Genomic DNA, 25270 nt, shown 5'->3' on the forward strand with positions numbered 1-25270 from the left:
ACACCCGAACACCCTGTCCTCCCGCAACAACCTCGCTGGCGCCTATGAGTCGGCGGGGGATCTGGGCCGGGCGATCCCGCTGTATGAGGCGACGCTCGCCGATCAGGAGCGGGTGCTGGGCGTCGACCACCCGAACACCCTGAACTCCCGCAACAACCTCGCCTACGCTTACCGGTCGGCGGGGGACCTGGACCGGGCGATCCCGCTGTATGAGGCGACGCTCGCCGACTGTGAGCGGGTGCTGGGCGCGGATCATCCTACGACGACGGTGGTGCGAGCCAACCTGTCGGCGTTCAGGTAACCCGTCGCTCGGATGCGAGTTCCGCCGCTGGCGTCCTCTCATCGCTGGTGAGCTCGCGGGTCTGGCCGTTTTCGCGGAGCTGACGTAGGTCGGGGATGTGGTTGTACAGCGTCCCCGCTGAGACGCCCAGCAGCTTGGCGATCGAGGTGATCGAGTTCTCCGGGTTAGGCAGCATGTCGCGAGCGGCGCGCAGCAGTTCCGGGGTGATGACGGTGGGGCGGCCGCCGGTGCGGCCGCGGGCCTTGGCCGCGGCCAGGCCCTCGCGGGTGCCGGCGACGATGAGTTCACGAATGAACTCGGCCAGGGCGGCGAAGACGTGGAAGATGAGGCGGCCGCCGGGCGTGGTGGTGTCGAGGTTCTCGTGCAGCGAGGTGAAGCCGATCTCTCTCATGCGGAGTTCGCCGACCATGGTGATGAGGTCGGCCAGAGAGCGGCCGTAGCGGTCAAGCGACGGAACGACCAGGGTGTCGCCCTCGGTCAGGAACGTATGGCAGGCGGCGAGCTCGGGTCGCTCGGAGGTCTTGCCGGACTTCTTGTCGGCGAACACCTTCCGGCACCCGGCCGCCTTGAGGGCGTCGAGTTGTCGCTCGAGGTTCTGGCCGGCGGTGGAGACGCGGGCGTAGCCGATGCGGATCTCGCTGCGGTGGGCGGGGAAGGCGGCCAGCGGGTCGGCGGGTAGCTGCAGGGCGTCGGTCACGCCCATCATCCTCTCAACAAACGGTGTTCCGGGGTTGTTGAAACGCCGGGGTTGTTGAAGGAGTTTTTGAAGGCGTTTCGGGGCTCTGGAGCGTCGTTCTCAAGATCTTCAAAAAACGATCGTTAAATGAAGCTGTCGGCTGAGGCTTCATGACTAGCCGACAGGCCGAACGCGTCCTGGTGGCATCCGGATCCACCGTCACTCAGCAGATCTTTGACCATGTTCCGCAGCGGCTATCTCAAGGTTGCCCCGTACGTCTCGAGTAGTGGGGTGGTTGGCGCCGAGCACCCGCTCGCAGTCGGCGAGCGCCTGTTCGTACAGCGGGATGGCGCGGCCCAGGTCCCCCGCCGTCTGGTAGGCGTGCGCGAGGTTGTGGCGGGTGGTCAGCGTGTAAGGGTGGTTGGCGTCCAGCACCCGCTCACACTCGGCCAGGGTCTGCTGGAACAGCGGGATCGCCCGGCCCAGATCGCCCGCGGCTTCGTAGGCACCGGCGAGGTTGTTGCGGAAGACCAGGGTTTGGGGGTGGTCGGCGCCCAGCACCCGCTCACACTCAGCCAGGGTTTGCTGGCACAGTGGGATGGCCCGGTCCAGGTCCCCTGCCGCACGGTAGGCGCCAGCCAGGTTGTTGCGGGAGGTCAGCGTGTCGGGGTGGTTGGCGCCCAGTACCCGCTCCTGGTCGGTGAGGGTGGTCTCGTACAGCGGGATGGCCCGGCTCAGAGCCCCCGCCGAATAGTAGGCGCTGGCCAGGTTATGACGGGAGATCAGGGTTTGGGGGTGGTTGGCGCCCAGCACCCGCTCCCGGTCGGCGAGCGCCTGTTCGTACAGTGGGATGGCCCGGTCCAGGTCCCCCGCCTCTCGGTAGGCGTCGGCCAGGTTATGACGGGAGTGCAGGGTGTCGGGGTGGTCGGCGCCCAGCACCCGCTCCCGCTCGGCGAGCGTGGCCACCAATAGGGGGATGGCCCGGCCCAGGTTGCCTGCCGTTCGGTAGGCGCCGGCTAGATTGGCCTGGCTGGCCAGGGTGTGGGGGTGGTCGGCGCCCAGCACCCGCTTGAAGTCGGCGAGGGTGGCCATGTACAGCGGGATGGCCCGGCCCAGATCCCCCGCCGCACGGTAGGCGCCAGCCAGGTTGTTGCGGGAGCCCAGGGTATCGGGGTGGTCGGCGCCCAGCGCCCGCTCCTGGTCGGCGAGGGTGGTCTCGTACAGTGGGATGGCCCGGCCCAGGTCCCCCGCTGACTCGTAGGCGTAGGCCAGACTGGCCTGGCTGGCCAAGGTGTCGCGGTGGTCGGCACCCAGCACCCGCTTGAAGTCGGCGAGCGTCGCCTCATGTAGCGGGATGGCCCGGCCCAGATCCCCCGCCGCCTGGTAGGCGTGGGCGAGGTTGTTGCGGGAGCGCAGGGTGTAGCGGTGATCAGCGCCCACCACTCGCTCTTGTTCGGCGAGCGTAGCCTCGAATAGAGGGATGGCCCGGCCCAGATCCCCCGCCGACTCATAGGCGCTGGCCAAGTTGTTGCGGGAGGTCAGCGTGTCAGGGTGGTCGGCGCCCAGCACCCGCTCCCGATCGGCCAGGGTTGTCTGCAGCAGGGGGATAGCGCGGGTGAGATCGGCCAGATCATACAGATACCGGCTGCACTGGCCGCGGAGCGTCAGCAGATCAGCGGTGAGGCCGTCATTGGCGTGGGCCTGCCGGTAAAGCGTGTTGGTCTGTTCGATGAGTATCTCGACCGCAGGGCGGGCTTTCCAGGTCTGGGCACCGTCGGGCAGGGTGGCGTTGAAGGCGTGGAGCAGGTGGACGGCCTGTTCCAAGATGGTGTCGAGGTCGCCGTGGTGCGCGGTGCGTTCGCGCAGCACGCGCTGGACCAGGCGGTGCATCAAGATCGCGGAGCCGTCCTCGTTGAAGGTGATCAGTGAGGTGTCGGCCAGATCGGCGAGCATTTCCCTGAGGCGCACCGGCTCGTTCCCGGTGCCGCTCAGGCCGGATAGCACCTGCAGGGGGATACCGGCGGGGGACAGCACCGCCAGGATCGCGAGCAGTTGCTGGGCGAAGGGCAGGGTTGTCTCCGCCTGGGTGATCGACAGCAAGATTGCTTCAGCGGTGCCGGCCGGGTAGGCGTCGCCGTGCTGGGCGGGCAGGTAGTCGCCGACGGGGAAGTTGCGCAGCAGCTCCAGGTAGCCGAGGTAGTCGAGATGCAGGCGGGCGATCACGGCGGCGGCCTGGGCCAGCGCCAGCGGCAGGTGCCCGAGCTCGATAGCCAGCTCGGCGGCGCCGTCGGCATCGGTCAAGTTGGTGCGCCGGTGCAGAAAGGAGGCCGCCTGGACAGGGGTGAACACTTCGACTTCGAGGGGTTCGAAGGCGCGTAAGAACGCGCGGTCGCGGGTGGTGATGACCACCCGGGTGGCACCGGTAGCCGGGCACCAGCGGCGCACCACCGCCACGTCGGTGGCGTTGTCGAAGACTAGCAATGCTGGCTGCGTGGTGGCGGCCAGCCATGCCTTGGCCCGGGCCGCGCCCGCCGCGGCGTCGTCGTCGGCTCGGCGTTCCCCAAGCCGTTCGGCCAGGGCGTCCAGGCCGGTCAGGATCTGGTCGGTGGTCTCGGCGGCGATCCAGGCCACAACCGGCCAGCGCGCGGCCTGACAGGCCCAGGCATAGGAAGCGGCCAGCAGCGTCTTGCCCACCCCGGGCGTGCCCGCCACCGCACAGATCACCACCGCTCCCCCGTGCCCGCCCCTGTCGCCGCTCTTGCCGGGGGCCTGGTCGCCGAGCAGGTCGGCCAGCCGCTGCAGCAGTTGCTCGCGTGATTGGAAGCTGGGCGGGCGTTGCGGGATATCGCCCTCGACGATCTGATCCGGCTCCGGTTTGGGCGGGTAGTGATGATGGATCTGGTCGCCGGCCGCCTGATACATCGTGCTGCCCTGGGCCGAGGCCTGCCCCCGCATCAGCACGTTCTTCGCACCATCACCGCTTGAAGCGATGCCGGGGTTGTCCCCTCCGATGGCGATCGCTCCCTCATCTGAGGCCGACACCTTGGGCGGCTTGTCCTGTGGGGCACTGAACCGGCCGGATGTCACGACGGTGTCCGGCACGCGCTCGGCGCGCAGTTGCAGCAGCAATGCTGTCACTGCGACCACCAGCCCGGTGGCGCCGATGAGCATGCTGACCACGCTGGCCCGCTGATCCAGCACCTGCGCCGGCAGAGGCAGCGGATCGGCGAAGAACCCGACCAGCCCCACCACGAGCAAGACCGCCATTGCCGCGATCGCGGCGATCACCACGCCCCGCCGCACCCGCGAGCGGGGCCCGCGCTCCGCTGGCGTCTTCGACATGCCTCCAGAGTGCTCTCATATCAGTGCGAGCGGAGCCCATAGTGACGAAAGCGCCACCTCCCCATCACGCCTGCCCGAATCGGTCGTTTACGGGACGGTCGTGCAGAGGACTCCGGACATCGGCGTTTCCGCAGGAACGCGCGTCCCGAAACTTGTCCCGAAAGCATCCCCAGGGCTCTTGTGTTTCGGGACGGTTTTCGGGACAGTGAGTAAGCCCACCGAAGAGAGGCCAGCTCATGAAGATCAACCAGATCCGCGACATCGCCCGCTGCTACGACGACGGCGGCGCGGTCGAGAGCTGGGACGTCATCACCGACGACGGCCCCGCGACCGTCCACGCCACGCTCGCCGCAGCGGTCCAGATCGAAGGCGTCGGGGTCCCGATCGAGATCACCCCCACGCCGGAGTTCCTGGCCACCCTGCGCGAGTGGCAGGCGGCGGGCATCGGCACCGACTGATCGCGAGGGCGGCGAGCCCCTCGGGGCGCCCGCCGCCTCCTCCTGTCGGTGTCCGAAGTCGTCTGCACGGGATGTCCGAACTCCCGTGCACGGAACGTCCCCGCACAACAGATCGTGAACGGAGCATCATGACCGAGACGGCGGAGCGCCGGGGGCTCGCGAACGCGATCCGCGTCGGCTACGCCCGGATCTCCACCCGCGCCCAGGACCACGCGGCGCAGCTGGAGTTGCTGGGCGGCGCCGACTGCCGCGAGATCGTCGAGGAGAAGACCATCTCGACCCGCCGCGCCGAGCGGCCCAAGCTCACCGCGACGCTGAACGGCATGAAGGCGGGCGACACGCTGGTCATCACCAAGCCCGACCGGGTGGCCCGCAGCGTGAAGGAGCTGCTGGTCTTCCTGGAAGACGAGCTCGCGCCGCGCGGCATCAACCTGCACATCCTGACCGGCATCTGCGCCGGCATCCACCGTCCCAACGGCCAGACGATGGGGGACAAGATGCTGTTCCTGGTCGCCGCGATGGCCGCCGAGATGGAGCGCGACCTGATCCAAGAGCGGACCCTGGACGGCCTGGCCGCCGCCCGCGCCGCCGGCCGTACGGGCGGCCGCCCGACCGCGGTGACCGACGACGTGCTCGCCGCCGCCCAGGCCCGCCGCGCGCGCGGCCAGTCGGTCACGCAGATCGCCCGCGAGCTCGGCGTCGGCCGTTCCACGCTGTACCGGGCGCTGGAAGACGACGCCCCTCCCAGCGGCGCGGCCGCCGACACCACCACGGCGGCCGCCGTCGACCACGCCGTTGACCAGGAACACGATGACGACCAGCCCGCCGTCCCGGTCGCCACGGCAACGAGCTCGCCGAGCCCGGCGCGCGAGCCGGCCGACATTGCGAGCCCCCCGGCCCGCGAGGCCGATGACCAGCCCCGTGACGCAAACGCCATGCCGGCGGCCGACGGCAACGGCGGCCAGGCCCTCACCGAGGCGTCCGGCGAAGGCCTCGCCGGGCATGCCCAGCCGGTCGACCAGCGGGCCCCGGCCGCGCCGGTGGCGGAGCTGTACCTCGCGCGCCTCGCCGGCGAGGACGCTCTCCTCCTGGCCGACGGGGCACGGGCGGGATGGCTGCACGCCGCCCCCGACGGCTGGCAGGTCCACGACGCCCGCGGGCGGCTGGTCACCACGCTGCCGACCGACGACACGCACGGGCACGGCGTGGTGGTTGGGCTGGACCTCGCCCGGCGCGCGGCGGCCGCGCTGGGCATCGCCGGTGCTGAACGCGCGGCGGTGACGGTTGGCCCGCTGACCGACGACCGCGGCAGAGCCGTGGACACCTCGCCGGCGAGCCTGGCGTCCTGGAGCCTGCTCAAAGGCCGCGTGCCCGGCCGCGTCGACGTCATCGTGCGCGGCCGCTGCGTCGGCTGGCTGCAACGCGACGAGGGCGGCCGTGACGTCGCCTGCACCCTCGACGGCCCGGTGCCCGGATCGGCCAGCACCAGCCGCGTGCAGGCCGTGACCGCGCTGCTGGCCGCGCTTGTCGCCCCCGCCCCGTTGCCCGAGCTCGACCCCGCGGCCCGCACTGCCCGCAGGCCGCGCGCCCGCTCCCCGCGCGAGCGGCCGATCTGCCCCTTCACCCCGGCGCAGTTGGCCGCCGCCGCGCTGGCCGACAACCTGCCGCGCCTGGCCGATGGCTCCTATCGCGTGCACGTCCACGACGGCTACGACGACACGGAGCTGGGCCGCGTCTACCGCTCCGGCCGCCGCTGGCAGGCCCTGAACCCTGACGGGCGCGTCGTCGTGCATCGCGCCGCGTCCCGTACTGAGGCCGTCGACCAGTTGCTCGCCACTCCCGGCCCGCTGTTCGGTGACCCCGCCGACACCGTCCTGCACGATCTATGACCCGTACGTCAGTAAGTCCCCGCTGATTCACGTACAAGATCGCAGGCCACCTTCCACTTGGTCCTTATCGGCGACTGCGAAGGCGTCGGCCCTGCCCGGCCAAAGGTGATCGTCGACCTGTGACGCGGCGGGGCGCGCCTCGAGCTCTCGCCCGTCTCCTGGCAACCAGGACACCCCTTCACGCGACTACTAAGTGCATGAGTTCCAGGACTCTCAGTTAAGAAAGTCTCAGTGACTACTTTTAGTCATCACATGCGCACACAAAGTGAAGGACATAAGGCTCATAGCGGGTATAAGATCCTCATCCCGGGGATGATTTTCTACCACCCGGAATCAGGAAATCCGCCTTACCGTTAGCCTATGGATGCACCCGTCAGGTGCATAATATAATTTTGCTAATTACAGCAACAGAATGTTACGTTCAACGTTAGCGAAATTCGCGTCACTCAGGTCGGCAATGCTTCACATCCATGCGAACTTGAAACACTCTCACATGAAGCCTGATTTAGTGGTGATTTCGAGGCTGAGAGCCCGGGCTGTACTCCTGTGATAGGAACGTGTTCTGCGTCTACCTCCCCATACGAAACTCTTAAGACGTTTTAAGTGTTAAGCGGCCTGCAAATGAGTGTTCATATTTATACCCAAACATTTCATGGCGTTTCATAAGATTTCACAGCGCTTCATTCCGCTTCATTCTGGATTACCACTTGCTCCAAGTGCTCGATAATCCTCTAATAGCATCCAGGAGCGGAGGACTGCCGACCTGCGGAACCTGCTGTGGACCAGGTGGTTCTTGCGTCTAGAGGGGTCTAGACCTTGCGCCTGCAAGTGCATGTACAATAAAAGGGATTCAATCTTGTGGTTGGAGTGTTCTCCGGCCGCAAGCAGAGGATGGCAAGTCCGGCTGTTTTTTCCCGTTAAAGACGGCCCCGCCATCCCTGATTCCGAGGCGACTATCTGTTGAGTCCAGGTGGGCATCGGAAGCAAGAAGAAGAGGCCTCTCGCGGCAACGAGAGGCCTCTTCGCTTTTTTATACCTTCTGCAGCGTTGAACGTGGCGAAGGTTTGCAGCGACACCTCCCCTTGATGACGGAGGGTCGTTCCGTGTCTACTTGCTCTGGGAGCGGAGCCCGACCGCTGTGCAGTTGAGTGGCGCACGGCGGTTGGAGGTGACACACTCTAATGAGGAACTCTCGAACCCCTGTTTGCCGACAGGGGGCTGCTTACGAGGTTCTCCCACAGGCGCTCGTGCCAGGCGGTTTACTAACCGCAGGCGCCCACCTGGACTCAATCAGATAAAGCACACGAAATCAGGGAGGCCTAATGGCTTCGTCGGCGTCTCCTCCCCCTGCCGGGGGCGGGAACTCTGGCAGGGGGAGAAAGCAGGCCCGACGTCCGGCCCAGCCGTCCGGCGGGCGATCGCCCAGGGAGCAGCAGGCTCCCTGGGCGATCGTGTTCGTCGGCGTGCTGGTCACGTACGTGACATTCATCGTCATGCTGCTGCCGCAGGGATACGACCTCTGGGTGGCCCTGGCCTCCGCGACGACAACCTGTCTCGTCGCCGGCCACGTCACCCGCACGGTCGTGATGATCTCTGCCGCCCAGGGCGTGGTCAGCGTGCTGCCTCAGCGTTCGTTCCTGGGGCGGATCCTGGCCTTCACGCTGAGGGCCGCCATGGCGAACCCTCATGAGCGGGAGGATCGCCAGCACGAGTTGGACAACGGGGAGTCGTGATGAACCCCATGCCGCGCCTGGTAGCTCTCCCCCTGTCGACCCGGAAGATGAGGACGATCTACTGCCTCATCAGCCAGGGCGCTCTCGACCTGTGCGCGGCCTTCGTCGTGGAGTACACCTCCTTCGCGGGGGACTCTCAGGGCGTTCAACATCTGGTTGAGACGCTCAAGGCCGGCTGGGACTCCCGGGGCACGAAGCAGCCGCTCCGAGTCTCTGAAGCCACGCTCGCGGAGGTCCGGGAGTTCCTCGCCTCAGGCAGGCCTCTCGACATCGATTTCACGCCTGCCGCTGTCCAGGTCTCGGTGGAGACCTCCATCCCGCTCTCGGACGCGGCTCAGATCATCGCCGAGATGGGCAGACAGAGCCATGCCGGGAGCCGGGAGCGCGCAGCAGCAGACGCTCTGTGGCTTCCGGCGATGCCTGCCCCCATCCGGGGGGTTCCCCTGCCGCCTCCCGGGCGGGAGAGCCCGGGAGACGATCCTCGAGAGCACCTCGCTCGCGAACTGGAGCGGGCATATGTCCTGGCTGGGGCGCCGAAGTACAAGGATCTCCGGTCAAGGCTCGCCCCTCTTGCGGCGTCGTCTGGCACGTTGTCGGGGGTCTTCAGAGGGCACAGGCATCCACGATGGGAGCTGATGGCCGCCCTGCTCACCGTCTTCGGCGCTCGTCAGCGAGACATCGAAGAGTTGTGGCTCCCGCTTTGGGTCAAGGCGAGGGAGTGCATCCATCCCGTTGGCGCGGCGCCTCCAGCCCCGCGCCTGTCGGCTGTGGCCGAGCCCTCCCCGGAATCGATCCCTCCCCCGCGATCTCTCCGGCGGGCGCCTGCGGCAGGGTAAGAAGCCTCCCCGCCGTCAACGTCAGCGTCATCCGTACATGCGCCTGTTACACGGTGGTGTGCGCTGAGGGGCGCCGTCCGAGTGTGGTCTCGGACGGCGCCCCTCAGCTATGCCAGGAAGGCTGTTACTTACGTGGTCGACTTCACCGGGCTCGGCGCGATTCCGCCGCAGGCACGCAAGGCCGACCGCCACCGCCCAGCCGACATCGAGCTGGTCACCGACAGCCCGTACACGCTGCACCAGCTGCTCCACAGCGCGTTCACGCACGCCGCCGAAGGCCGGCGCCGACACCTCCACCCTGCTCGCCTACTCCGGCCACACCTCCGTTGCCTCACTCGCCCGCGTCTCCCCCGAGGCCCTGGCCCGCTGGCAGCAAAGCCGTGACCCCGCGGCGCGCCGACGCGGCTGATCAGCCCCGCCACAGCCGTCTGCGCGAGGACCTGGGCTGTTCAAAAGAGGGCCGCGCTTCCTCCTCTTCCCCCTACCTGGCAACAGACCATGAGGTTTCGTCGCCCATCGTGACGTTGGAAGCAGCACACTGGACCAATGCGTGATCCACATTCCGCCCGGTTCGGCTCCCACACCCCGCTTGACGAGCTGCGCGAGGCTCTGGGGTGGCAGGACAGCAGGCCCTGGTGGAGCGACCGGGATGCCGTGGACGCCGTGGTGGCCAGCGAGGAGGTCGCCGGCTGGCTCGGTGATCGACGGCCGTATGTCAAGAGGCTCCACCAGTGGCCCTGGACCGATGCGATCAAGGAGTTCACCGCAGCGGTGACCCGGTTAGGACCAGCCGTCCAAACCGCGCTGCAACCGCAGCTGCAGGCCGTGCAGGTCGCCCTCACGGGGTTTCCGGGGACAGCTGAGCACCCAGACCGCGAGCCGGCCAAGGCCGCCATGAACGCACTGCGCCAGCGGTGGTCCGACCTGACAGTTCTGGAGGCTGCCTGGCACGATCTGCGGGCCGCCTGCCGCGACGAGGCGTGCCCCGCCGACGTGATCGCGGCCCGCCGCGACCTGTTCTGGCGGCTGGCGCGCTTCACTGACTGGCACCCGAGCGAGCTGAGCAGCGAGCTGTGCTCGGTGCTGGACGGCTCAACCTTCGATGTGACCTGCGCCAGGGTGAAGCTGGGCGACATTGAGTCACCAGACGATCAATGGGGAGAACGACGTGAGCCGTCGGAGCTGACGGAGGAAGAGCTCGCCGAGCTGTGCCGCCGCCTGCTGTTCCGGACGCCGAGCCCGGCGCACCACGTGGTCTGGCTGAGTTTCGCCAACGCCGCCTCCCCGCTGACCATGAAGGAGATCGGCCCGGTCACGCTGTTCGACGGACCCTGGCTGCGCGCACGATGGCAAGACGGATCCCCACGCATGATGCAGCCTCTTCCCGCCGAGCTGAGCCACCCCGACAGCGACGCGAGCTACGAGTTTGTGCAGGAGGGCGCCGACGTCGTCATGGCCAGAGTCGATCTCGGGGAAGGCGTCTTCGCCGACCCTGTCCAGACCGCCAGGGAACGCCTCCACGCCCTCGTCGGCCTGGCCCGCTTTCGGGCTGGAAGCAGTGAGTGGATCCCCTTCGACGGGCATCTGCATGCGATCGACGGCGTCATCGGCGGCTGGCGGACGTTCAGCCTGCCCGACTCCCGTCGGCGCCGGCCTCTGTTCGATCCCGTCGGACGCATGCTGAGCGAGCTCACCCCCAAGGTGTGGGACAAGCTGGCCCAAGCCGACAAGGAACTGCGGGAGACGGTGGGAGCGGTGCACTGGTGGCAGGAGGCCCAGCAGCAGCAGTCGCTGTCCGCCCTCATCTTGAACGTTCGGGTCATCGAGCTCACCGCCACCAGAGTCGACACCCTGACCTGGACCGGCTACCTGGACACCTATCTGGCCTCGGCGTGGATCCGCGCCACCATCATCGACCACTTGGTCCAGGTGGTGAGCGAAGCCCTGGGGGACGCGGAGGGCAAGGCGGCCGGCCACCACGCCGAGCTGCGCGAGTTGCGTCAAGAGATCGAAACTTCTCCTGCGCCTGGCATGGTGAACTTCGGCGGCGTGGCCGCCGTGAAGGCGCTCCCCCGGCTGATCGAGCTCTACCCTCTGCACAGCCGGGTGGGCCGCCGACTGCGCCAGCTCTCATCCCGCCTGGCCTCGCCCACCACACTCGACGAGTGGGCCGACAGGGTCTTCGCGCGGTGGACGACGGCAGGGGCACGGCTGCGTCGCGCCCGTAACGCCATCGCGCACGGCGGCCCTGCCACCAGCGATATCACCGCCACCCTCGATCATCTCAGCAGGTATCTGTCCGCCTGGTCGCTGTCGCTGTTCTTGGACAGCTCGAACGCCGGAGGCGAGCTGGCCGAACCGCACGATGAATTCCGCAAGGAGTCGGAATCATGGCGCCAAGGCTTATCGGCGGCGGTCGACGTACTGCAGGCCCTCTTCCCTGAGACGAACTGATGGCTTGACCCGGGCGCGGTAACGACGCGCAGGTCCACCATCCGGCGGTCGGCGAGGTCCGCTTCACCACGCGCGAGGCAGAGCTCCTTCAGCACATCCTCGCGACGGCCAGCGCTGAGACAGGGGCCCAGCTCAGCCAACGAGGTTCGTTGGTGGGGGGCATCCTTAACCCCAGTCGGTCTTCGCCCGCTCCAGTACGTACTCCAACGAGTCGGCCTCCGCCAGGACGTCGATGGCCGTCTCGCAGGCACGAGCCGCCCACGCAGCGCCGACGCCGGTCCCCAGGTGAGGGCTGGAGGTGGTTGGGGCGATCGCTTGCGACAGCAGGCGGAGGGTGTTCTCGCTGGGGTTGCCGAACACGATGAGGACCATCTCAGCCAGGGTGCGGGGGGCTCCTTCGGGCCACATCTTGGCTGTGTCGGTGACCCATCCACGGATGGACGCGACGGTGGGGAGGTCTCCGCAGTCGTCCCCTGCGCTGTCCCACAGCGGGTCGCGGGGGTCGGACGGGATCAGCAGCATGAGCCGGACAAGCCGTTCTACGGCCGGGGACATGTTCTGCACGCGCTTCCTCCAGTCGTTGGCCTAACGGTGTTGCCGTTACTGGGGATGGTGATCGTGGAACTCGCGCATGTAGTCGTGCACAGCCTGCTCGGGGACGCGGAAGCTGCGGCCCACACGGATGGCGGGCAGTTCCCCGCTGTGGACCAGGCGGTAGACCGTCATCTTGGAGGTCCGCATGAGCGTGGCCACCTCGGCCACCGTCAGGAAGTGCACTTCCGATAGCGGCCGCTCCCCCGCCGACGACCGGGACCTGGTGGTGTGCTCGGCGATCACCCGGTCGATCTGTTCCTCGGTGACGTCGCCGGCGCGGGCCAGGTCGACCAGCGCGGCCGCGGCTGAGGCGATGTCGTCGGTCGTCTCCGAAGAAGGAGCCGCGCGCAGAATCAGGCGTGCCGTCACCTGCTGCGCCGTCACTGTGCCCGTGCTCGCCATACAGCCAACGTAGCGGCCTCCCGCCCGTCTGTCCCACCCCCGGAGGGTCAGGAACACCACGAACACGTCCCCCAGCGCTTGGCCGGGTACCACAGGTTCGCCATGGCCAGGCGCTGGGCCTCTTCCGTGGCCCGCCGCGCCGACAGCCTCTCCATCTCCTCGGTGTTGAGGAACTCCACCACGGTCCGCTCCCAGTGATCTTCGGCGTGCGCCCAGCGGCCGTGGTGGCCCTTGGTCACGAACGTCTCGACGAACCGCTCCCAGTCCCCTCCCCGCTTGTGCAGGTCGGCCAGGGACTTCATCGCCGGCTCTCCGGCCGCCGGTTGGCCCGAGCCCGCCGGCGCAGGTCCTCGACCACGTCTGCTGTCGAACGTCGGCGGCGGTCCTCGATCTGGCGGGTCACCAGGTAGCCCACGGTGCCCCCGACGAACGCCGGGATCGCCAGCCAGCCCACGATGGACACCAGCCATGTCACCGGCGCCGATCCCGCCTCCGCTGGCGACTTGAGGCCGATCAGCACCTCGTACGCCGTCGACCAGCCGATGAGCACGCCGTCGACGACGAAGACCCCGATGAACGCCAGGGCCACCCACAGGGCGCGGGTGAGCAGCCAGTACCGGGTCTTGTTGAGCGCAGCCAGCGACCGCAGGTACCGGCGGCACCGCGCCACCAGCGAAGCCCGCGCGGGTGGCTCCGTCGCGGCCGGTGTCATGCCCTTGACGGTAATCGTTCTGCGACTCCGTTCAAGGGCTAAGGCAGTCAGGGGCCCTCGGGCACTCCGGCATCCCAGGGGGCTTGTAGCGCAGCCGCAGACGTCTGTTTGAGCGCAGTCAGGCATCACGGTGATGAGCAGGATCTCGGCCACGACGTAGACGAGGGTGGGCGAGAAGTAGGAGGCGGCGGCGAGGGTGCCCCAGCCGCCCAGCATGCCGGTGAGCGCGGCGGCCGTGGCCGCACCGGGGACCGCCATTTGACGCCTCCTTGCCTGGCAAGACACGGCGACGTCGTTCGATGTCGCGTCCTGGGAACTGTCCGGGGTGGCCGCAGGCATGCCCTTTACCTGCCGATCCGCGCAGGCCTGCTGGCGTGATCAAGCAGAGGCCGAACGGAACGCGCCGTCGGGGTCACGAGAGCCTCCCCATGGTGGTCGTGGAAGTTGGTGATCGAACGGCGGCTATAGGTCCACAATGGGCCACAACCCCACGCGGAATTCCATGATCAGTTCGGCCTAAAAAATCTTGGGAAAGTCCGTGGGGTGTCCGCTGCGCAGGCACTTACAAGGGTCTGTTCCTTGGTATGGCTGAAGTTGGGAGCGCGCGAGCGCACTTCAGCCGCGGGGAGAGCCACCCGACTTGGCGGGTCGGCCGGCGACGAGCCCGGTGAGGGGTGCGACAGTGAGCGGCAGCGAGCAGACGGCGGGCCCGGAGGGCTCGTCCGGCGCGCCTGCTCACGGCGTACAACCTGGCGAAGGCGACCCATATGATCTTGTTGTCTCGTCGGACGAGGTCCTTGCCGGAATGGCCGCTGGGGTCGATGCCGCTGAAGCCCGCCAGATGCAAGGAAGCCTCCGGCGGCGGGCCGTCGACCGGGAGCTACGCGATGAACTGGCCCGGTATCAGTTCGCCGGCCCGCATTATCAGCGGTTTGAAACGGAACTCGCCCGCTACGGGATGTCGGTGCTGCGGGGATGGATGTACACCGGATACGTCTTCAGGCTTGCTGCCGCCCGAGGACTCAGGGTGCATCCCAGCGAGGCCGAGTTGGAGGAACTGCACCGTGACTCCGATGTGCGCGAGGAACTGGCCACCATGACCGTGGCAGTGGCGCTGGGGCGGTTTCGTGAGCGGGCTCTGCTCGGTGAGGGTTGGCGCTTCGAAGGGGGCGCCAGCTTGGCCACGTACTTCATGGGGGCGTGCCTGTACGTCTTCCCCAACGAGTTCCGCAAGCATCGCGCCCACTCCAGGAAATGGAATCAGGCTCAGCTGCGTGACGCCTCTACGGTGGAACCAGACGATCGCCCGACTGCCGATCCCGAGACCATCGTCTTAGGCAACACCCGCGTCTGTGAGGATCTGGCATGCCTTGACAAGCGCACCAAGGCGATCGTCGCCCTGACCCTCGACGGGTACTCCCAAGAAGAGATCGTCGAACTCTTGGGCGAGCAGTCTGTGCGTGCCGTCGAGGGAGTGCTGTATCGCTGGCGAACCCAGCAGAAAGAAGAGCTTGAGGGAGGCGCCGATCATGGGTGATCACACTGACGAATCGCGCCTCGACCGCTTGATCGCGCAGTCCTCGCTGGGCACCCCAGGCGCTCGCGACCTGCGTCGCCGCACCTCTCAGGTTCATGCTCAGGAGGCGTCCTGGCTTTCCTCCACTGGCTATGACGCCACCGTCGTCCCGCTGGCGGAGATGCGACACCACAAAAGCCTGGCTATGACGTGTGTAATCGTGGTCGAATCCGTGCTCGACGGATGGAACCCCGGAGACGTTCATCAGCACGAGCTCATGACGGCGAGCGCCTACCTTCGCCTGGTGCTTGGCGACCGGCTGGCCCCGGGCAGGAACCTGTCCAGGTGGGCGGCCGAGCACGGGGTGCCCGCGACGGTCGGATGGGTCTCCGATGGCGAGGGCGGGCAGGTCCGCAATCCGCTGGCGCTGGCGAGCGATGACGGCTCGAAGCAACTGCTCGTCCAGCGTGGGAACGCGCACGGCGATCTGAACGCGAACAACATTCTAGTGCGTAAGGGGGATCCGCAGAGCTTCAAACTCATCGATTTCGCCAGTTTCGCGAACGACGCACCACTGGCCCGCGATCCGGTATATCTGCTGCTGAGCCTGGCCCGCGAGTGGCTATCCGATCTTGCGGACGGCTCTCCAGGACGCCACGATCTCATGGCGGCGATCGTCAATCCTCAGGCGTCACCCGCGACCTCCGTCTTCGGGTCGGTCAAGGTCAGCGCGGCGTTCCACGAAGCAGGGCAGAACTGGGCCGACCGCAGCGGTTTCGGCGAGCATTGGCGGCAGCAGGAGCTACTCTCCCTGATCGGTTGCGCACTCATCTTTGTCGGCCGCGCACGGCTGCCAGGCGACGTCCGGCAGTGGTTCTTTGACCTCAGCGTACGCGCGACACACGAATACCTCCTGCTCACCCAGGACTCCGGTGGGCCACCCGCCCGGCAAGCGGTCAAGCCGTCTGCCGTGGGAGTGCCGCGTTCGCGGGCCGAGATAGACGCCGTGCTCTGCAGGCAGCTGCCGCTCATGCAGCGCACCCTGGGCAACAAGGACCATTTGGTGGATACGGTCCTGGAACTCCTGGAGGAACAGGAGCGATTCGTCTGCCTCGTCCCCTGCCGGTTGCGCGGCATCACGCCGGGTTCGGCGATCGTCCTGGTAAGCGACCGGTACGTCCACGCAGCGGAATTGGACTTCAGTTACCACCCCTCCACCGTTGCCCAGGTACCTCACAGCGAGATCAGAGAGCTGCAACTGTTCCCTGGCAGCCGGAGGCTCGGCCTGCTCGACACCGCCGACGTGCGCATCGCCACGGACGCGATTGAGGTGCTGGCCCGAGGGTTGCTCAGACCTCAGGCGGAGAGCCTGCTCGCAAGCTTGGAGAAGCTCACGGGGGTACGGCGGTGAGCCGGGCCCGCCGACCAGCCGCCACGACACTGAGCCCAGTGCCCGAGCCCACCGACGTCAGGCGGCCGTGAATCTCCGAGGCCGACCCTGGCCCGGCGGCCTCGCTGGTACACCGACGCCGCGGCGCTGCGGTGGCCGCTCGATCGGGTCACTACAGGGCTGAGCCACGCGTACGCACATCCCGCGCTTGCCGGCCCGGTGGCGCTCCGCCGCGTCCCCCGGATGGCTGGGTCATCTCCGCCCGGTTGGACGTGCTCACTGACGACCAGCGCCGTGCCCTGGCCGACAACGTCCTCCACGGCACGGTGGATATGAGAGCTGGCGCCGGACCACCTCGACGCCGAACATGCACTCAAGGACAGCGGCCTGCTCCACAGCCAGAACGGCCCCACCGCGTCAGCCTGGACGACGATGTTTGTTTAGTCTCGACCACAGTCCCAGCGCACCGGCCGGCACCCACGCACCGCGAGACGGCTTCCAGGCCCGCGCGCCGCCCGGCTGTGCCTCCAGAAGCGCAATGAACGGAGTGTCACCCTCACTGACACCGACTTGTCGTGAGCCACCGCCAAGAACCTGTCGTTTCCACTGACAGAAACTCGTCGCTCAACACCCTCCTCCGCGAGGGGAGCCAAGGGACTCTTTGCGTCTCGGGCGGTCGCCGCAACGAAGCCCCGCACAGCCACCCAGCCCCACCATCACGAGCCCAAGAACACTCTCATTGACGCCAATGGTCACGAGCGAATCTGACAATTCTCATTGCCGCTCATGAATCAGAAATGTCACCATTTATCTACCAAGCTTCAAGATCAGAAGAACCCAGGTATGGCTAACGCCATACGAGGAGCGAGAAAAGCCGCAGGTCATGGGCGCGTTCGGGGGTGGTCCGGGTGGCGTGGGTGACGGTGCTCGGGCCGGACCGGGCGCAGATCGACTACCGGCTGAGCGAGGGCGCCGGCTGCGATCAGGTGAGCTATCGGCTGGCCGACGGCCAGGCTGCCGGTGAGGCCGCGCCGGCGTTTGCCGGGCAGGAGGTGGGGCGCGGCCTGACGTGGATCGGGGCCGGCCTTGCCGAGCTGGGGCTGGCGCAGGAGGGGATTGCGGCGGGCCTGCCGCTGACCGCCGAGCACCACCAGGCCGCCTGGGCGCTGATGGACGGTTGCCATCCCGGCACCGGCGAGCGGCTGGTGGAGCCGAAGAAGGCGAGCCATCCGCTGTCGCGTCTGGCAGCGATCCCGTTGCTGCAGGCGCTGCAGCAGGCCGCCGGCGAGCGCGAGGTCACCGTGGAGAGGCTGGTGTCCGGGGTGAAGTGGGCGGTCAAACGCGCCGGCAGGCTGGCGCGCGGGGTCGAACGTGAGGGCGCGGCCCACCAGATCCCGATCGGTGACGCCGAGCGGCTGGCCAAGGTGGCCGGTGTCGAGTTGGCCGACGTCTACACAGCTGACCGGCTGCAGGCTGCCCGGGCGCACCGCAAGGCCCGGGTCCGGGTCGGCAACCGCGGCTATGACTTGACGTTGGACCTGCCCAAGTCCGTGAGTGTGCTGTATGGGCTGGCCGACGATGAGCTGGCCCGCGGCATCGAGGACGCCTTCGCCCAGGCGGTGTACGACACGGTGGCCGCCGTGGAGGTCTGGGTCGGCTATGGCATCCGCGGCGAAAAGGGCGAGGGCAAGACCGGGACACGGGTGGAAGGCACCGGGCTGAGCGGGTGGATCATGTGGCACAGCTCGGCCCGGCCGGTCCAGGGTCAGGTCGGTGATCCGCATCTGCACGCGCACGTGATGTTCGCCAACATGATGCGCGCGGTGGATGGCACGTGGGGCGTGTTCGGCGACGGGGGACGTGACCTGCTGCGGCATGACAAGGCGGCCGGGACGCTGGTGCAGGCCCGGCTGCGGCGGCTGCTGACCGAGCGCTACGGCATCGCCTGGCGACGCGATGAGCACACCGGCGCGTGGGAGATCGCCGGTGTCGGCGCCGAGCTGCGGATGCTGTTTTCCAAGCGGGGCGGCCAGGCTGCAGCCGAACTGCTGGCCCAGCTGGGCCTGGCCGACGCCGCGGCGGCCAGCACCGCCCAGCGCAAGGCCGCCGGCGCCAAGACCCGCGAGGCCAAAGACAGCGTCACCCAGGGCAGCGTCGCCCAGGGCAGCAGCCCGGCCGGGCCGGTGGACGCGCGTACGTCCTGGCGCGAGCAGGCCCGTGCCGCCGGCGTCGAGGCGGCACGGCTGACCGCCGCCTGCGTGGGCGCCGCCCCAGGGCTGCCGCAGCGGCCCAGCCCGCAGGAGATCGCCGCGTGGATCTGGCGGCCGGAGCACGGGCTGACCGGCCACACCAAAATCGTGTCCCGGGCCGACGTGCTGGCCGAAGTGATGGACGCGCTGCCGGACGGCGTGGCGGGCTTAGCCGACGCCGACGCGCTGACCGACCAAGTGCTGCGGCACGGCCCGGTGCTGCGGCTGGCCACCCCGGCCGGCGCCGTCACCTTGTCCAACGGCGAGCGCTACACCTCCACCGACGTCACCGGCGCCGAACAGGACGCGCTGGCGGCCGCGCGCGCCGGGTACGGCGCGGGCCTGGCCCTGGTGGACGATGCGGCCGCCGAGCTCGCGCTGGGCGCGTTCGAGGCCGGCGCCGGGATCGCGTTGAGCGATTCCCAGCGCGAGGTCCTGGGCCGCCTGGTGCGCGGCGGGCACGCGGTCGAGGCGGTCATCGGCGTGGCCGGCGCGGGTAAGACGACCTTGATGGCCGCCGCCCGCTCGGCGTGGGAGAGCCGCGGTCTGGTGGTCGCCGGCGCGGCCACCGCGGCGGTGGCCGCCATGGGCTTGGCCGCCGAGTCCGGCATCGCTTCCGACACGATCGCCACCTGGCTGCTGCGCATCGAGGGCGGGCCTGGCCTGGACGGCGTGGACGTCCTGGTGGTCGATGAGGGCGCGATCGTGGATGACCGGCAGCTGGCCACCCTGCTGGCCGAAGCCCGTCGTACGCGGACCAAGGTGGTGCTGATCGGTGACCCGGTCCAGTTGCGCGCCATCGGCGTGGGTGGCGTGTTCGCCGCGATCCACCGTCAGGTCGACGGCCTGGTGCTGGGCGAGAACCGGCGTCAGCGCGACCCGGGTGAGCGGGCTGCCCTCGCGTTGTGGCGGGCCGGGCGGCGTGAGCAGGCGCTGCGTACCTGGGGTCAGGCCGGGCGGGTGCACGCCGGGCGCGGCGCGGACGACACTTTGGCGGCGATGCTGGCCGACTGGCAGCAGGCTCGCGCCGCGTATGCCGGGGATGTGCACGCGGAGCTGGCGAACGTGGCTCTGCTGGCCGGCAGCAATGCCGATGTCGACCGGCTCAATAGTGCGGCGCGGGCGGTGCGCCGCGCCGCCGGTGAGATCACCGGCCCCGAGGTGCGCTACCGGCAAGCGGGTGGCCGCACGCTCGCCCTGGCGGTCGGCGACTACGTGCGGGTGCACACCAACGACTACCGCCGGCGGCGCGGCCAGGGCGCCAACGTGCTCAACGGGTACCGCGGCCGCGTGATGGCGATCGACGAGCAGCGGCGGGTGCTGGTCGAGTGGCGCGCCCCGTACGCCGACGGGCTGCGCCTGGAATCCGAGTGGATCACCCCGGAGTACATCACCGTCGGCGGGCTCGGTTATGGCACTGCCCTGACGGTGGCCGCGACGCAGGGCGCCACCGTCGACCGGGCGCTGGTCTACGGCATGGGCCTGGACCCGCACTCGTTGTATGCGGCGATGTCGCGCGACCGGGAGGCGGTCCGCCTCTACCTGCCGCGCGAGCTGCTGGAGAGCGACGCCGACCGGGCCCGGCTCGGCGAGCCGGACAGCTATGAGGTGGAGCTGCAGCGCGCGCTGGCCGCCTACGCCGCCACCCTGCGCGGCGATCGCGCCGACCGCCTGGTGACCGCCGAGCCCGAGCCGATCGCCCGCCGGCACACCGAACGGGAGCGCGCCGCCGACCCCGCCCGCGCTTCACGGACGGTCGAGCGGCTGACCGGCCAGGCCCGCGACGCGGACCGCCACGACGCCGAGCACACTGCAGAGCCGCCGACCGCCGACGGTCAGGCCGACGCCGACGCCGGCGACGAAGGCCTGTGCAAAGCCCAACGGGACCTGCAGGACGCCGAACGCGAGGCGAAGGCCGCCATACAGCGCGCCAGCGCCCTGCTGACCCTGACCCAGCAGCCGTACGGGGTCGGCCTGCTCACCGACGCCCAGCTGGCCGCCCGCATGAAGCCGCTCACCCAGCGCGCCGCGGCGGCGGCCCTCACGCTCGCGGCAGCCGAACAGGAAGCTCAGCACTACGCCCGCGACGGCGGCGGCCTCACCGAACGAGCGCTGCAGCAGACACGGGCACGGCTCACCGAACAAGTCCGCCAGATCGACGCCGCCGAGCACGCCGCCCACCGCCTGCAGCAGGCACGCCAGGCCGTCGTCGACGGCCGTGAGCAGCTCCGCCAGCTGCGCCAGGATGAGGCTGATCTGCAGCGCGAGCTGGACGGGCTGGGCCGCCTGCGCCCCTCTCACCGGGCCCGCCGCCGCGAACTGGACGCGACCCTGCCCCGCATCCGCGAGGACCTGGCCGCCGTGCGCGAGCGCCTGGCGCCCGTCCTGAAGGAAGGCCCCGCCCTGGAGAGGGCTGCCCAACAGGCCGCCGCCGCAGCGCCGCCCCCGGCGGCCTGGCCGCTGGTGCGGCGCCAGCACGCCGACCTCGAACGCGACCTCGCCACGGTCCAGCGCGAGGCCCGGGCCCGCGACGTCGACGACGCCACGTACCGCGCCGGCCGCGCCCGCCACGCTCACCAGCTCGCCCAGCAAGAGCTGGACGCCCTCCGCGGAGAGCGCCAGCGCCGCGCCGGCCTGCCACCCGACCGGCGCGAGCTCGAACGCGCCGCCCGCGTCGAGCACGCCCGACGCCAGCGCGCGGCCGCCGCCCGGGCCGACGACCCCACCCGCCCCACACCCGGGCGGCAGCGCGAGCATGAGCGCCGCCAGGCCTACCGGCCGCCCGACCACGGCGTCGACCGCGGGCCTGGGCTGAGCCGCTGACCCGCCCGGGCCCCGCCGGCTACGCCGACGGGCGGCGGGGCCCCGGGACCGGTCAGCGCATGCTGTCGGCCAGCAGATGGTCGATACGGTCCGGATCGGCCCCGGTGGCGGCGGCGATCAACGGCACCAGGCCGCTCGCCGCGGAGATGTGCTGCCCGGCAAGCGGGCCGATGCTCACGTGCGGGGCGTCGGCGAGCGGGTCGTCGGGCAGGTCGTTGTGCCACAGTTGCGCCCACCAGCTGCCGGTTCCTTCATCCCAGCCCCATACGCTGCGGTTCTCCCAGCCTTCCAGCAGGAAGCCAAACGGCCCCGGATGTCTCATTCCATCGGCTCCCCTCCCCAAGTGGTCAGCGGCATGAGTGTCTCGTATCGCCCGCTGGACTGGACAACTCCCGCCAGCGCGGATGTTGAGGTCAACAGCTACAGATCCACAGGCACGTACCTATGCATCTGCGATGTGCGAGTGCAGTGTCCAGTAGCGACGACGCCCTCGTAATCGTTGTTGGCCTGTCGGACATAGACAGATGTAGCGATCTGCGGGAGGCAGGTGTCATGGAAGAGCCAGCGGGCAAATTCATCCGGCTCTTCGATGCCTGCTATGAGGACGTACTGCGGTATACGGCACGCCGGGTGGACTTGGACACGGCTCGTGACGTGACGGCCGAGACCTTTCTGATTGCCTGGCGCAAGCGGTCGGTGGTGCCGCAGGCCGACGAGGATGCCTTGCCATGGCTGTACGGGGTGGCGCGAAGGGTGCTGGCCAACGAGAAGCGCCGGGAGCGGCGCAGTGAGCGACTGGTCGCCCGAATTGCCGCCGATCGACGAGACCGAGACGCTGCGACGGTTCCGGACCCGGGAGATCATGTCGCTGGGGCCTTGGCGCTGACGCAAGCCCTGCAAGCGCTGTCACCGGCCGACCAAGAGGTGCTTCAGCTTCTCGGCTGGGAGGAACTGACTGTTCGCCAGGCTGCCGTGGTCTTGGGCTGTACGCCGGCGACGATGGCGGTGAGGGCCTTTCGCGCTAAACGGCGTTTTCTGGCCGTTTTGGCGGAGCGACGCCTTCTTGCCGCATCTGATCCAGCTCCCGCAGGCAAAGGTAAGGAGTGAGCGACGATGAACGACTCGCGGGACGTTGAGCAACTGGTCGGGCGGGTGAACCCGGTACCCCCCGGCATGTTCGCCGGGGCGGCTCAGGAACGACAGGCCCGGGCCGTGCTGCGTGCCATCCTTGAGCAGCCGCTCGCCGGCTCGGCTGCCGGCGAGCGGCAACACCGCCTGTGGACGCGTCGGCGCTTTGTCGCCGCCGGCGCGGGAACCGCGGCGGCCGTCGCCGCCGGCGTGCTGGCTTACAGGTCGTTGACGCCGCCGCCCCTGCTCGCGACACCTCCCCTGCTCGCCTACCGACTTGCTGGAGCATCGATGTCTGTCCCATCTGCCGAAGAGGCTCTGCTTGCGCTGGCCGCGCTTGCGGCCCGACAGGCCGATGCCCGGCCTCCTGCTGGAGCGGCCTATGGCCGCATCACCATGAACACGTGGGACTTGAGCGTGGCCACCGCTGATGGCACGACCACCTCGGCGGTCGTCCCCAAAGTGGTCAAGCAGTGGACGCCGCTGGCAGCGGGCGGCGAGGTACGCCGCGTGGAGTTCCGGGGGAGCCCGGATCTGTTCGAGCAGGCCAGCGAGATCACTGCTGCGGCGGTGAGTGATGTGGCGCCGCGCGCTGACGAGACGTACCCCGCCGCTCGGCGTACGGTGGGTCCCCCGCCGAGCGAACTCGCGGCTGCTTCCTCCCTAGAAGACCTCAAGGAACGGCTCTTGTGGGGGAGCACGCCCCAGGACGCCTCGCAGACCTACCGGCTGCTGTGGAATATCCGTATCCTGCATGCTCACCATGTGGTCCAGCCCTCTATGTCGAGCCGACTATGGCGGATGCTGGCACGGCAGCCCGATTTCGTGCTGGCCGGCGAGGTGGCGGACAGGGCCGGACGCGGAGGTCAGGCCTTCGCGTTCGACTTCGACCGTTCGCTGCCGAAGAGATGGATCCTGATCGTCAGCTCCGAGGACGGCAGGCTCCTGGCCCTGGAAGAGGTGCTCACCAAAGAGGCCGGAAAGCTCAATGTCCGGCCTCCGGCGGTCATCGGGTACACACTGTTCCTTGATCAAGAATGGACTGCCAGCAGTGAATGAGAAATGGCGAATGGGGATCCCTCCAGGTTAGGCGGAGAATCCCCATTCGAGGGACTACTTGTCCCTAGACTTCAAACAAACGCCTTCAGCATCCGGCCGTCTGGCGCAGGAATATGTATCGGTACCCTCCGACAGTGGTACCGACGTTGGAGCCGGAGCCCTCTGCGTTGTAGCAGAGGACGTTAGAGGAGCTCGTTCTGCGCAGCAGGAAGGCATCGGCTCGGTGGTTGTAGAAGGAGTAGAAGATGTCGACGCCCCATTGCCGGAGATCCTGCCAGTAACCCTCATCCTGGAACTGCCATCGGGTGCCCTGGAAGGAGGGGTCTTCCCAGAAGCAGAGCCAGCCAAGGGGACAGTCCGACTTGGCCATGGTGGTGGTCTCCCCGCAGGACTGCGGCGAGACCAGGGTGACGAGGACCTTGCCCTCGAGGTAGGAGATGGTGCGCTCGTCGAGTGCCTTGCCTCCTGGCGCCTTGGTGAGTTGGCGGTCGATGGCCGTTTGGCGATCGGTAGCGCACTGTGATGGGTCGGCGGCTTGGGCGGCGCTGGTCAGGGTCACGATCATGCCGAGCGTTAGTGCCAGGCAGGCCATGAATGCAGCTATGAGTCTTTTGCGCATGCAGTAACTCTCCCTTGGGTTGTCGGAACGGATCTTTGCTGGCGCGCGCTTGTTCGCTCGCCTATAAAACCCGTCCTTCCGGGAAAAGTGAAGTGTTAATTTTAGGCATCCGGAAGCGAACGCTCCGTTATCTATATTTCATCTTAATTCTGCAAGCGATTTGACTTTGGTTGTAATGATTTGCTGGGGGGTGGACATGTACCTAATAGGTAGTATGTGCACTGACGTGATCTCAGCGAATTCCCGGCAGGTAATTGTGCTCGAAGTGGGTGAGGACAAGTGATGCGCGGGCGATGTCGCCGATTCGGCTGGGGCTGACGGTGATGTGCTGGAGGGTCCGCCAGCGGCCTTTGAGCAGGGCGAAGCCGCGTTCGCCGAGACAGCGCAGGGCTCGTAGAAGCCGGTTGTAGGTGCGGTTGTCCGGGCTGAGGATCTGGTTTCCTTCGGGCTGCTTGATCGGCGTGTGGATGCCGATTCCGGCGCCGTCGTAGCCGCTGTCGGCGAGAGTGGGCAGGCCGGCTGCGGCTGCGGCGTACAGCGCGCCCAGCACGTGCGCGCGGGAGGCGGACAGGTCATGGACGGAGCCGGGCTCGACCTCGCCGATCCACAACGGCAGGCCGTCTGGTGCCGAGAGGGCTTGGAGGTTGCCGGCGTGCTGGTGGGCCTTGCCTGAGTACCAGGCGTCGATGGGTTCACCCTTGACGCTGATGGTCTGCTCGGCGCAGCGGTCGATGGGGATCAGGGTGCCGTCCAGGATCACGTAGGCCAGTCCTTCGGCGTGGGCGCGGTCCAGGGCTCCGGAAAGATCTGGGGCTTGAGCTGCGAGAACCTCGATTCCCTCGTGGATGTAGCGGTAGGCGGTGGCCCGGGAGACGCGGTGATCGCGGCCGAGCTTGGGGATGTCCTGCTCGCCGCGGAACCAGCGCACCACCATGACCGCTTGCCGGAAGGGGCTCAAGACTCGGCTGTCTTTCGGCGTGCCGCGCAGTCGGCGTTCTTCATGCAGGAGGCGGGCGACGTGCTGAACGAGTGCGCGGGAAACGTCGAGCGTGGCACGATGAGCAATCACGTGGAGCCTTCCGGCGGCTG

20 protein-coding genes are annotated in these 25270 nt (G+C 68.4%); 11 read left to right on the plus strand and 9 right to left on the minus strand.

Going from position 1 to position 25270, the window contains the following annotated elements:
- Nucleotides 1–301, plus strand: a 301-nt coding sequence (locus tag AB0J87_RS59990; RefSeq protein ID WP_363984352.1) for a tetratricopeptide repeat protein, incomplete at its 5' end; no start/stop codon positions are given.
- Here AB0J87_RS59990 and AB0J87_RS59995 read toward each other — a convergent pair.
- Together AB0J87_RS59995 and AB0J87_RS60000 are read right to left on the minus strand one after the other, a co-directional pair.
- Nucleotides 294–998 carry a recombinase family protein gene (locus AB0J87_RS59995; protein ID WP_363984354.1) on the minus strand — a complete coding sequence of 235 codons (705 nt, stop codon included), beginning with the start codon at nt 996–998 and terminating at the stop codon, nt 294–296. The genes AB0J87_RS59990 and AB0J87_RS59995 overlap by 8 nt on opposite strands.
- A 198-nt stretch (nt 999–1196) precedes the next feature.
- On the minus strand, nt 1197–4268 hold the full coding sequence (locus AB0J87_RS60000; protein ID WP_363984356.1) for a tetratricopeptide repeat protein: 3072 nt from the start codon (nt 4266–4268) through the stop codon (nt 1197–1199).
- A gap of 287 nt (nt 4269–4555) precedes the next feature.
- Here AB0J87_RS60000 and AB0J87_RS60005 point away from each other — a divergent pair, with 287 nt between their 5' ends.
- The 5 genes from AB0J87_RS60005 to AB0J87_RS60025 all read left to right on the plus strand — a co-directional run bounded on the left by AB0J87_RS60005 (nt 4556) and on the right by AB0J87_RS60025 (nt 11689).
- On the plus strand, nt 4556–4777 hold the full coding sequence (locus AB0J87_RS60005; protein ID WP_363984358.1) for a hypothetical protein: 222 nt from the start codon (nt 4556–4558) through the stop codon (nt 4775–4777).
- 128 nt (nt 4778–4905) lie between these two features.
- Complete coding sequence (locus tag AB0J87_RS60010) at nt 4906–6666, plus strand: recombinase family protein (RefSeq protein ID WP_363984360.1); 1761 nt, start codon at nt 4906–4908, stop codon at nt 6664–6666.
- A gap of 1451 nt (nt 6667–8117) precedes the next feature.
- Nucleotides 8118–8399: a hypothetical protein gene (locus tag AB0J87_RS60015; RefSeq protein ID WP_363984362.1), complete on the plus strand. Its 282-nt coding sequence runs from the start codon at nt 8118–8120 to the stop codon at nt 8397–8399.
- Entirely contained in the window at nt 8399–9235 is an 837-nt protein-coding gene (locus AB0J87_RS60020; protein ID WP_363984364.1) for a hypothetical protein, read from the plus strand. The genes AB0J87_RS60015 and AB0J87_RS60020 overlap by 1 nt, the downstream gene beginning before the upstream one ends.
- Before the next feature lie 654 nt (nt 9236–9889).
- On the plus strand, nt 9890–11689 hold the full coding sequence (locus tag AB0J87_RS60025) for a hypothetical protein (protein WP_363984366.1): 1800 nt from the start codon (nt 9890–9892) through the stop codon (nt 11687–11689).
- Nucleotides 11690–11854: 165 nt separating this feature from the next.
- On the opposite strand, the gene AB0J87_RS60030 is transcribed toward AB0J87_RS60025, so the two are convergent.
- The 4 genes from AB0J87_RS60030 to AB0J87_RS60045 all read right to left on the minus strand — a co-directional run bounded on the left by AB0J87_RS60030 (nt 11855) and on the right by AB0J87_RS60045 (nt 13655).
- A complete protein-coding gene (locus AB0J87_RS60030) occupies nt 11855–12253 on the minus strand; it encodes a hypothetical protein (RefSeq protein ID WP_363984368.1) in 399 nt (132 codons plus the stop codon).
- 36 nt (nt 12254–12289) lie between these two features.
- Nucleotides 12290–12466 (minus strand): helix-turn-helix domain-containing protein, encoded by a 177-nt coding sequence (locus AB0J87_RS60035; RefSeq protein WP_363984509.1) that lies wholly within the window; start codon nt 12464–12466, stop codon nt 12290–12292.
- 266 nt (nt 12467–12732) lie between these two features.
- On the minus strand, nt 12733–12987 hold the full coding sequence (locus AB0J87_RS60040; protein WP_363984370.1) for a DUF6313 family protein: 255 nt from the start codon (nt 12985–12987) through the stop codon (nt 12733–12735).
- Nucleotides 12984–13655, minus strand: coding sequence for a DUF6313 family protein (locus tag AB0J87_RS60045; protein ID WP_363984372.1), 672 nt, complete (start codon nt 13653–13655; stop codon nt 12984–12986). Before AB0J87_RS60045 ends, AB0J87_RS60040 begins: the two co-directional genes overlap by 4 nt.
- 424 nt (nt 13656–14079) lie before the next feature.
- On the opposite strand from AB0J87_RS60045, the gene AB0J87_RS60050 reads away from it, so the two are divergent.
- From AB0J87_RS60050 to mobF, 3 genes are all read left to right on the plus strand, one after another.
- A complete protein-coding gene (locus AB0J87_RS60050) occupies nt 14080–14934 on the plus strand; it encodes a hypothetical protein (RefSeq protein WP_363984374.1) in 855 nt (284 codons plus the stop codon).
- Nucleotides 14927–16324 carry a hypothetical protein gene (locus AB0J87_RS60055; protein ID WP_363984376.1) on the plus strand — a complete coding sequence of 466 codons (1398 nt, stop codon included), beginning with the start codon at nt 14927–14929 and terminating at the stop codon, nt 16322–16324. The genes AB0J87_RS60050 and AB0J87_RS60055 overlap by 8 nt, the downstream gene beginning before the upstream one ends.
- A gap of 887 nt (nt 16325–17211) precedes the next feature.
- Nucleotides 17212–21375, plus strand: coding sequence for a MobF family relaxase (mobF, locus tag AB0J87_RS60060; RefSeq protein WP_363984378.1), 4164 nt, complete (start codon nt 17212–17214; stop codon nt 21373–21375).
- 52 nt (nt 21376–21427) lie between these two features.
- Here mobF and AB0J87_RS60065 read toward each other — a convergent pair whose 3' ends face one another.
- Entirely contained in the window at nt 21428–21697 is a 270-nt protein-coding gene (locus tag AB0J87_RS60065) for a hypothetical protein (RefSeq protein WP_363984380.1), read from the minus strand.
- A 230-nt stretch (nt 21698–21927) separates the two neighbouring features.
- Here AB0J87_RS60065 and AB0J87_RS60070 point away from each other — a divergent pair, with 230 nt between their 5' ends.
- The gene (locus tag AB0J87_RS60070) at nt 21928–22482 is read left to right on the plus strand and encodes a sigma-70 family RNA polymerase sigma factor (RefSeq protein ID WP_363984382.1); all 555 of its coding nucleotides are present in this window, start codon (nt 21928–21930) and stop codon (nt 22480–22482) included.
- Nucleotides 22483–22488: 6 nt separating this feature from the next.
- Nucleotides 22489–23562: a hypothetical protein gene (locus tag AB0J87_RS60075; protein ID WP_363984384.1), complete on the plus strand. Its 1074-nt coding sequence runs from the start codon at nt 22489–22491 to the stop codon at nt 23560–23562.
- Between the two features lie 85 nt (nt 23563–23647).
- Here the strand turns inward: AB0J87_RS60075 and AB0J87_RS60080 are convergent, their stop codons facing one another.
- Both AB0J87_RS60080 and AB0J87_RS60085 read right to left on the minus strand, forming a co-directional pair.
- Nucleotides 23648–24181: a peptidase inhibitor family I36 protein gene (locus tag AB0J87_RS60080; RefSeq protein ID WP_363984386.1), complete on the minus strand. Its 534-nt coding sequence runs from the start codon at nt 24179–24181 to the stop codon at nt 23648–23650.
- A 232-nt stretch (nt 24182–24413) separates the two neighbouring features.
- Nucleotides 24414–25250 (minus strand): transposase family protein, encoded by an 837-nt coding sequence (locus AB0J87_RS60085; RefSeq protein ID WP_363984511.1) that lies wholly within the window; start codon nt 25248–25250, stop codon nt 24414–24416.
- Nucleotides 25251–25270 lie beyond the last annotated feature (20 nt).

This window comes from Nonomuraea sp. NPDC049625 (genome assembly GCF_040675285.1).
Lineage (GTDB): Bacteria > Actinomycetota > Actinomycetes > Streptosporangiales > Streptosporangiaceae > Nonomuraea > Nonomuraea angiospora_A.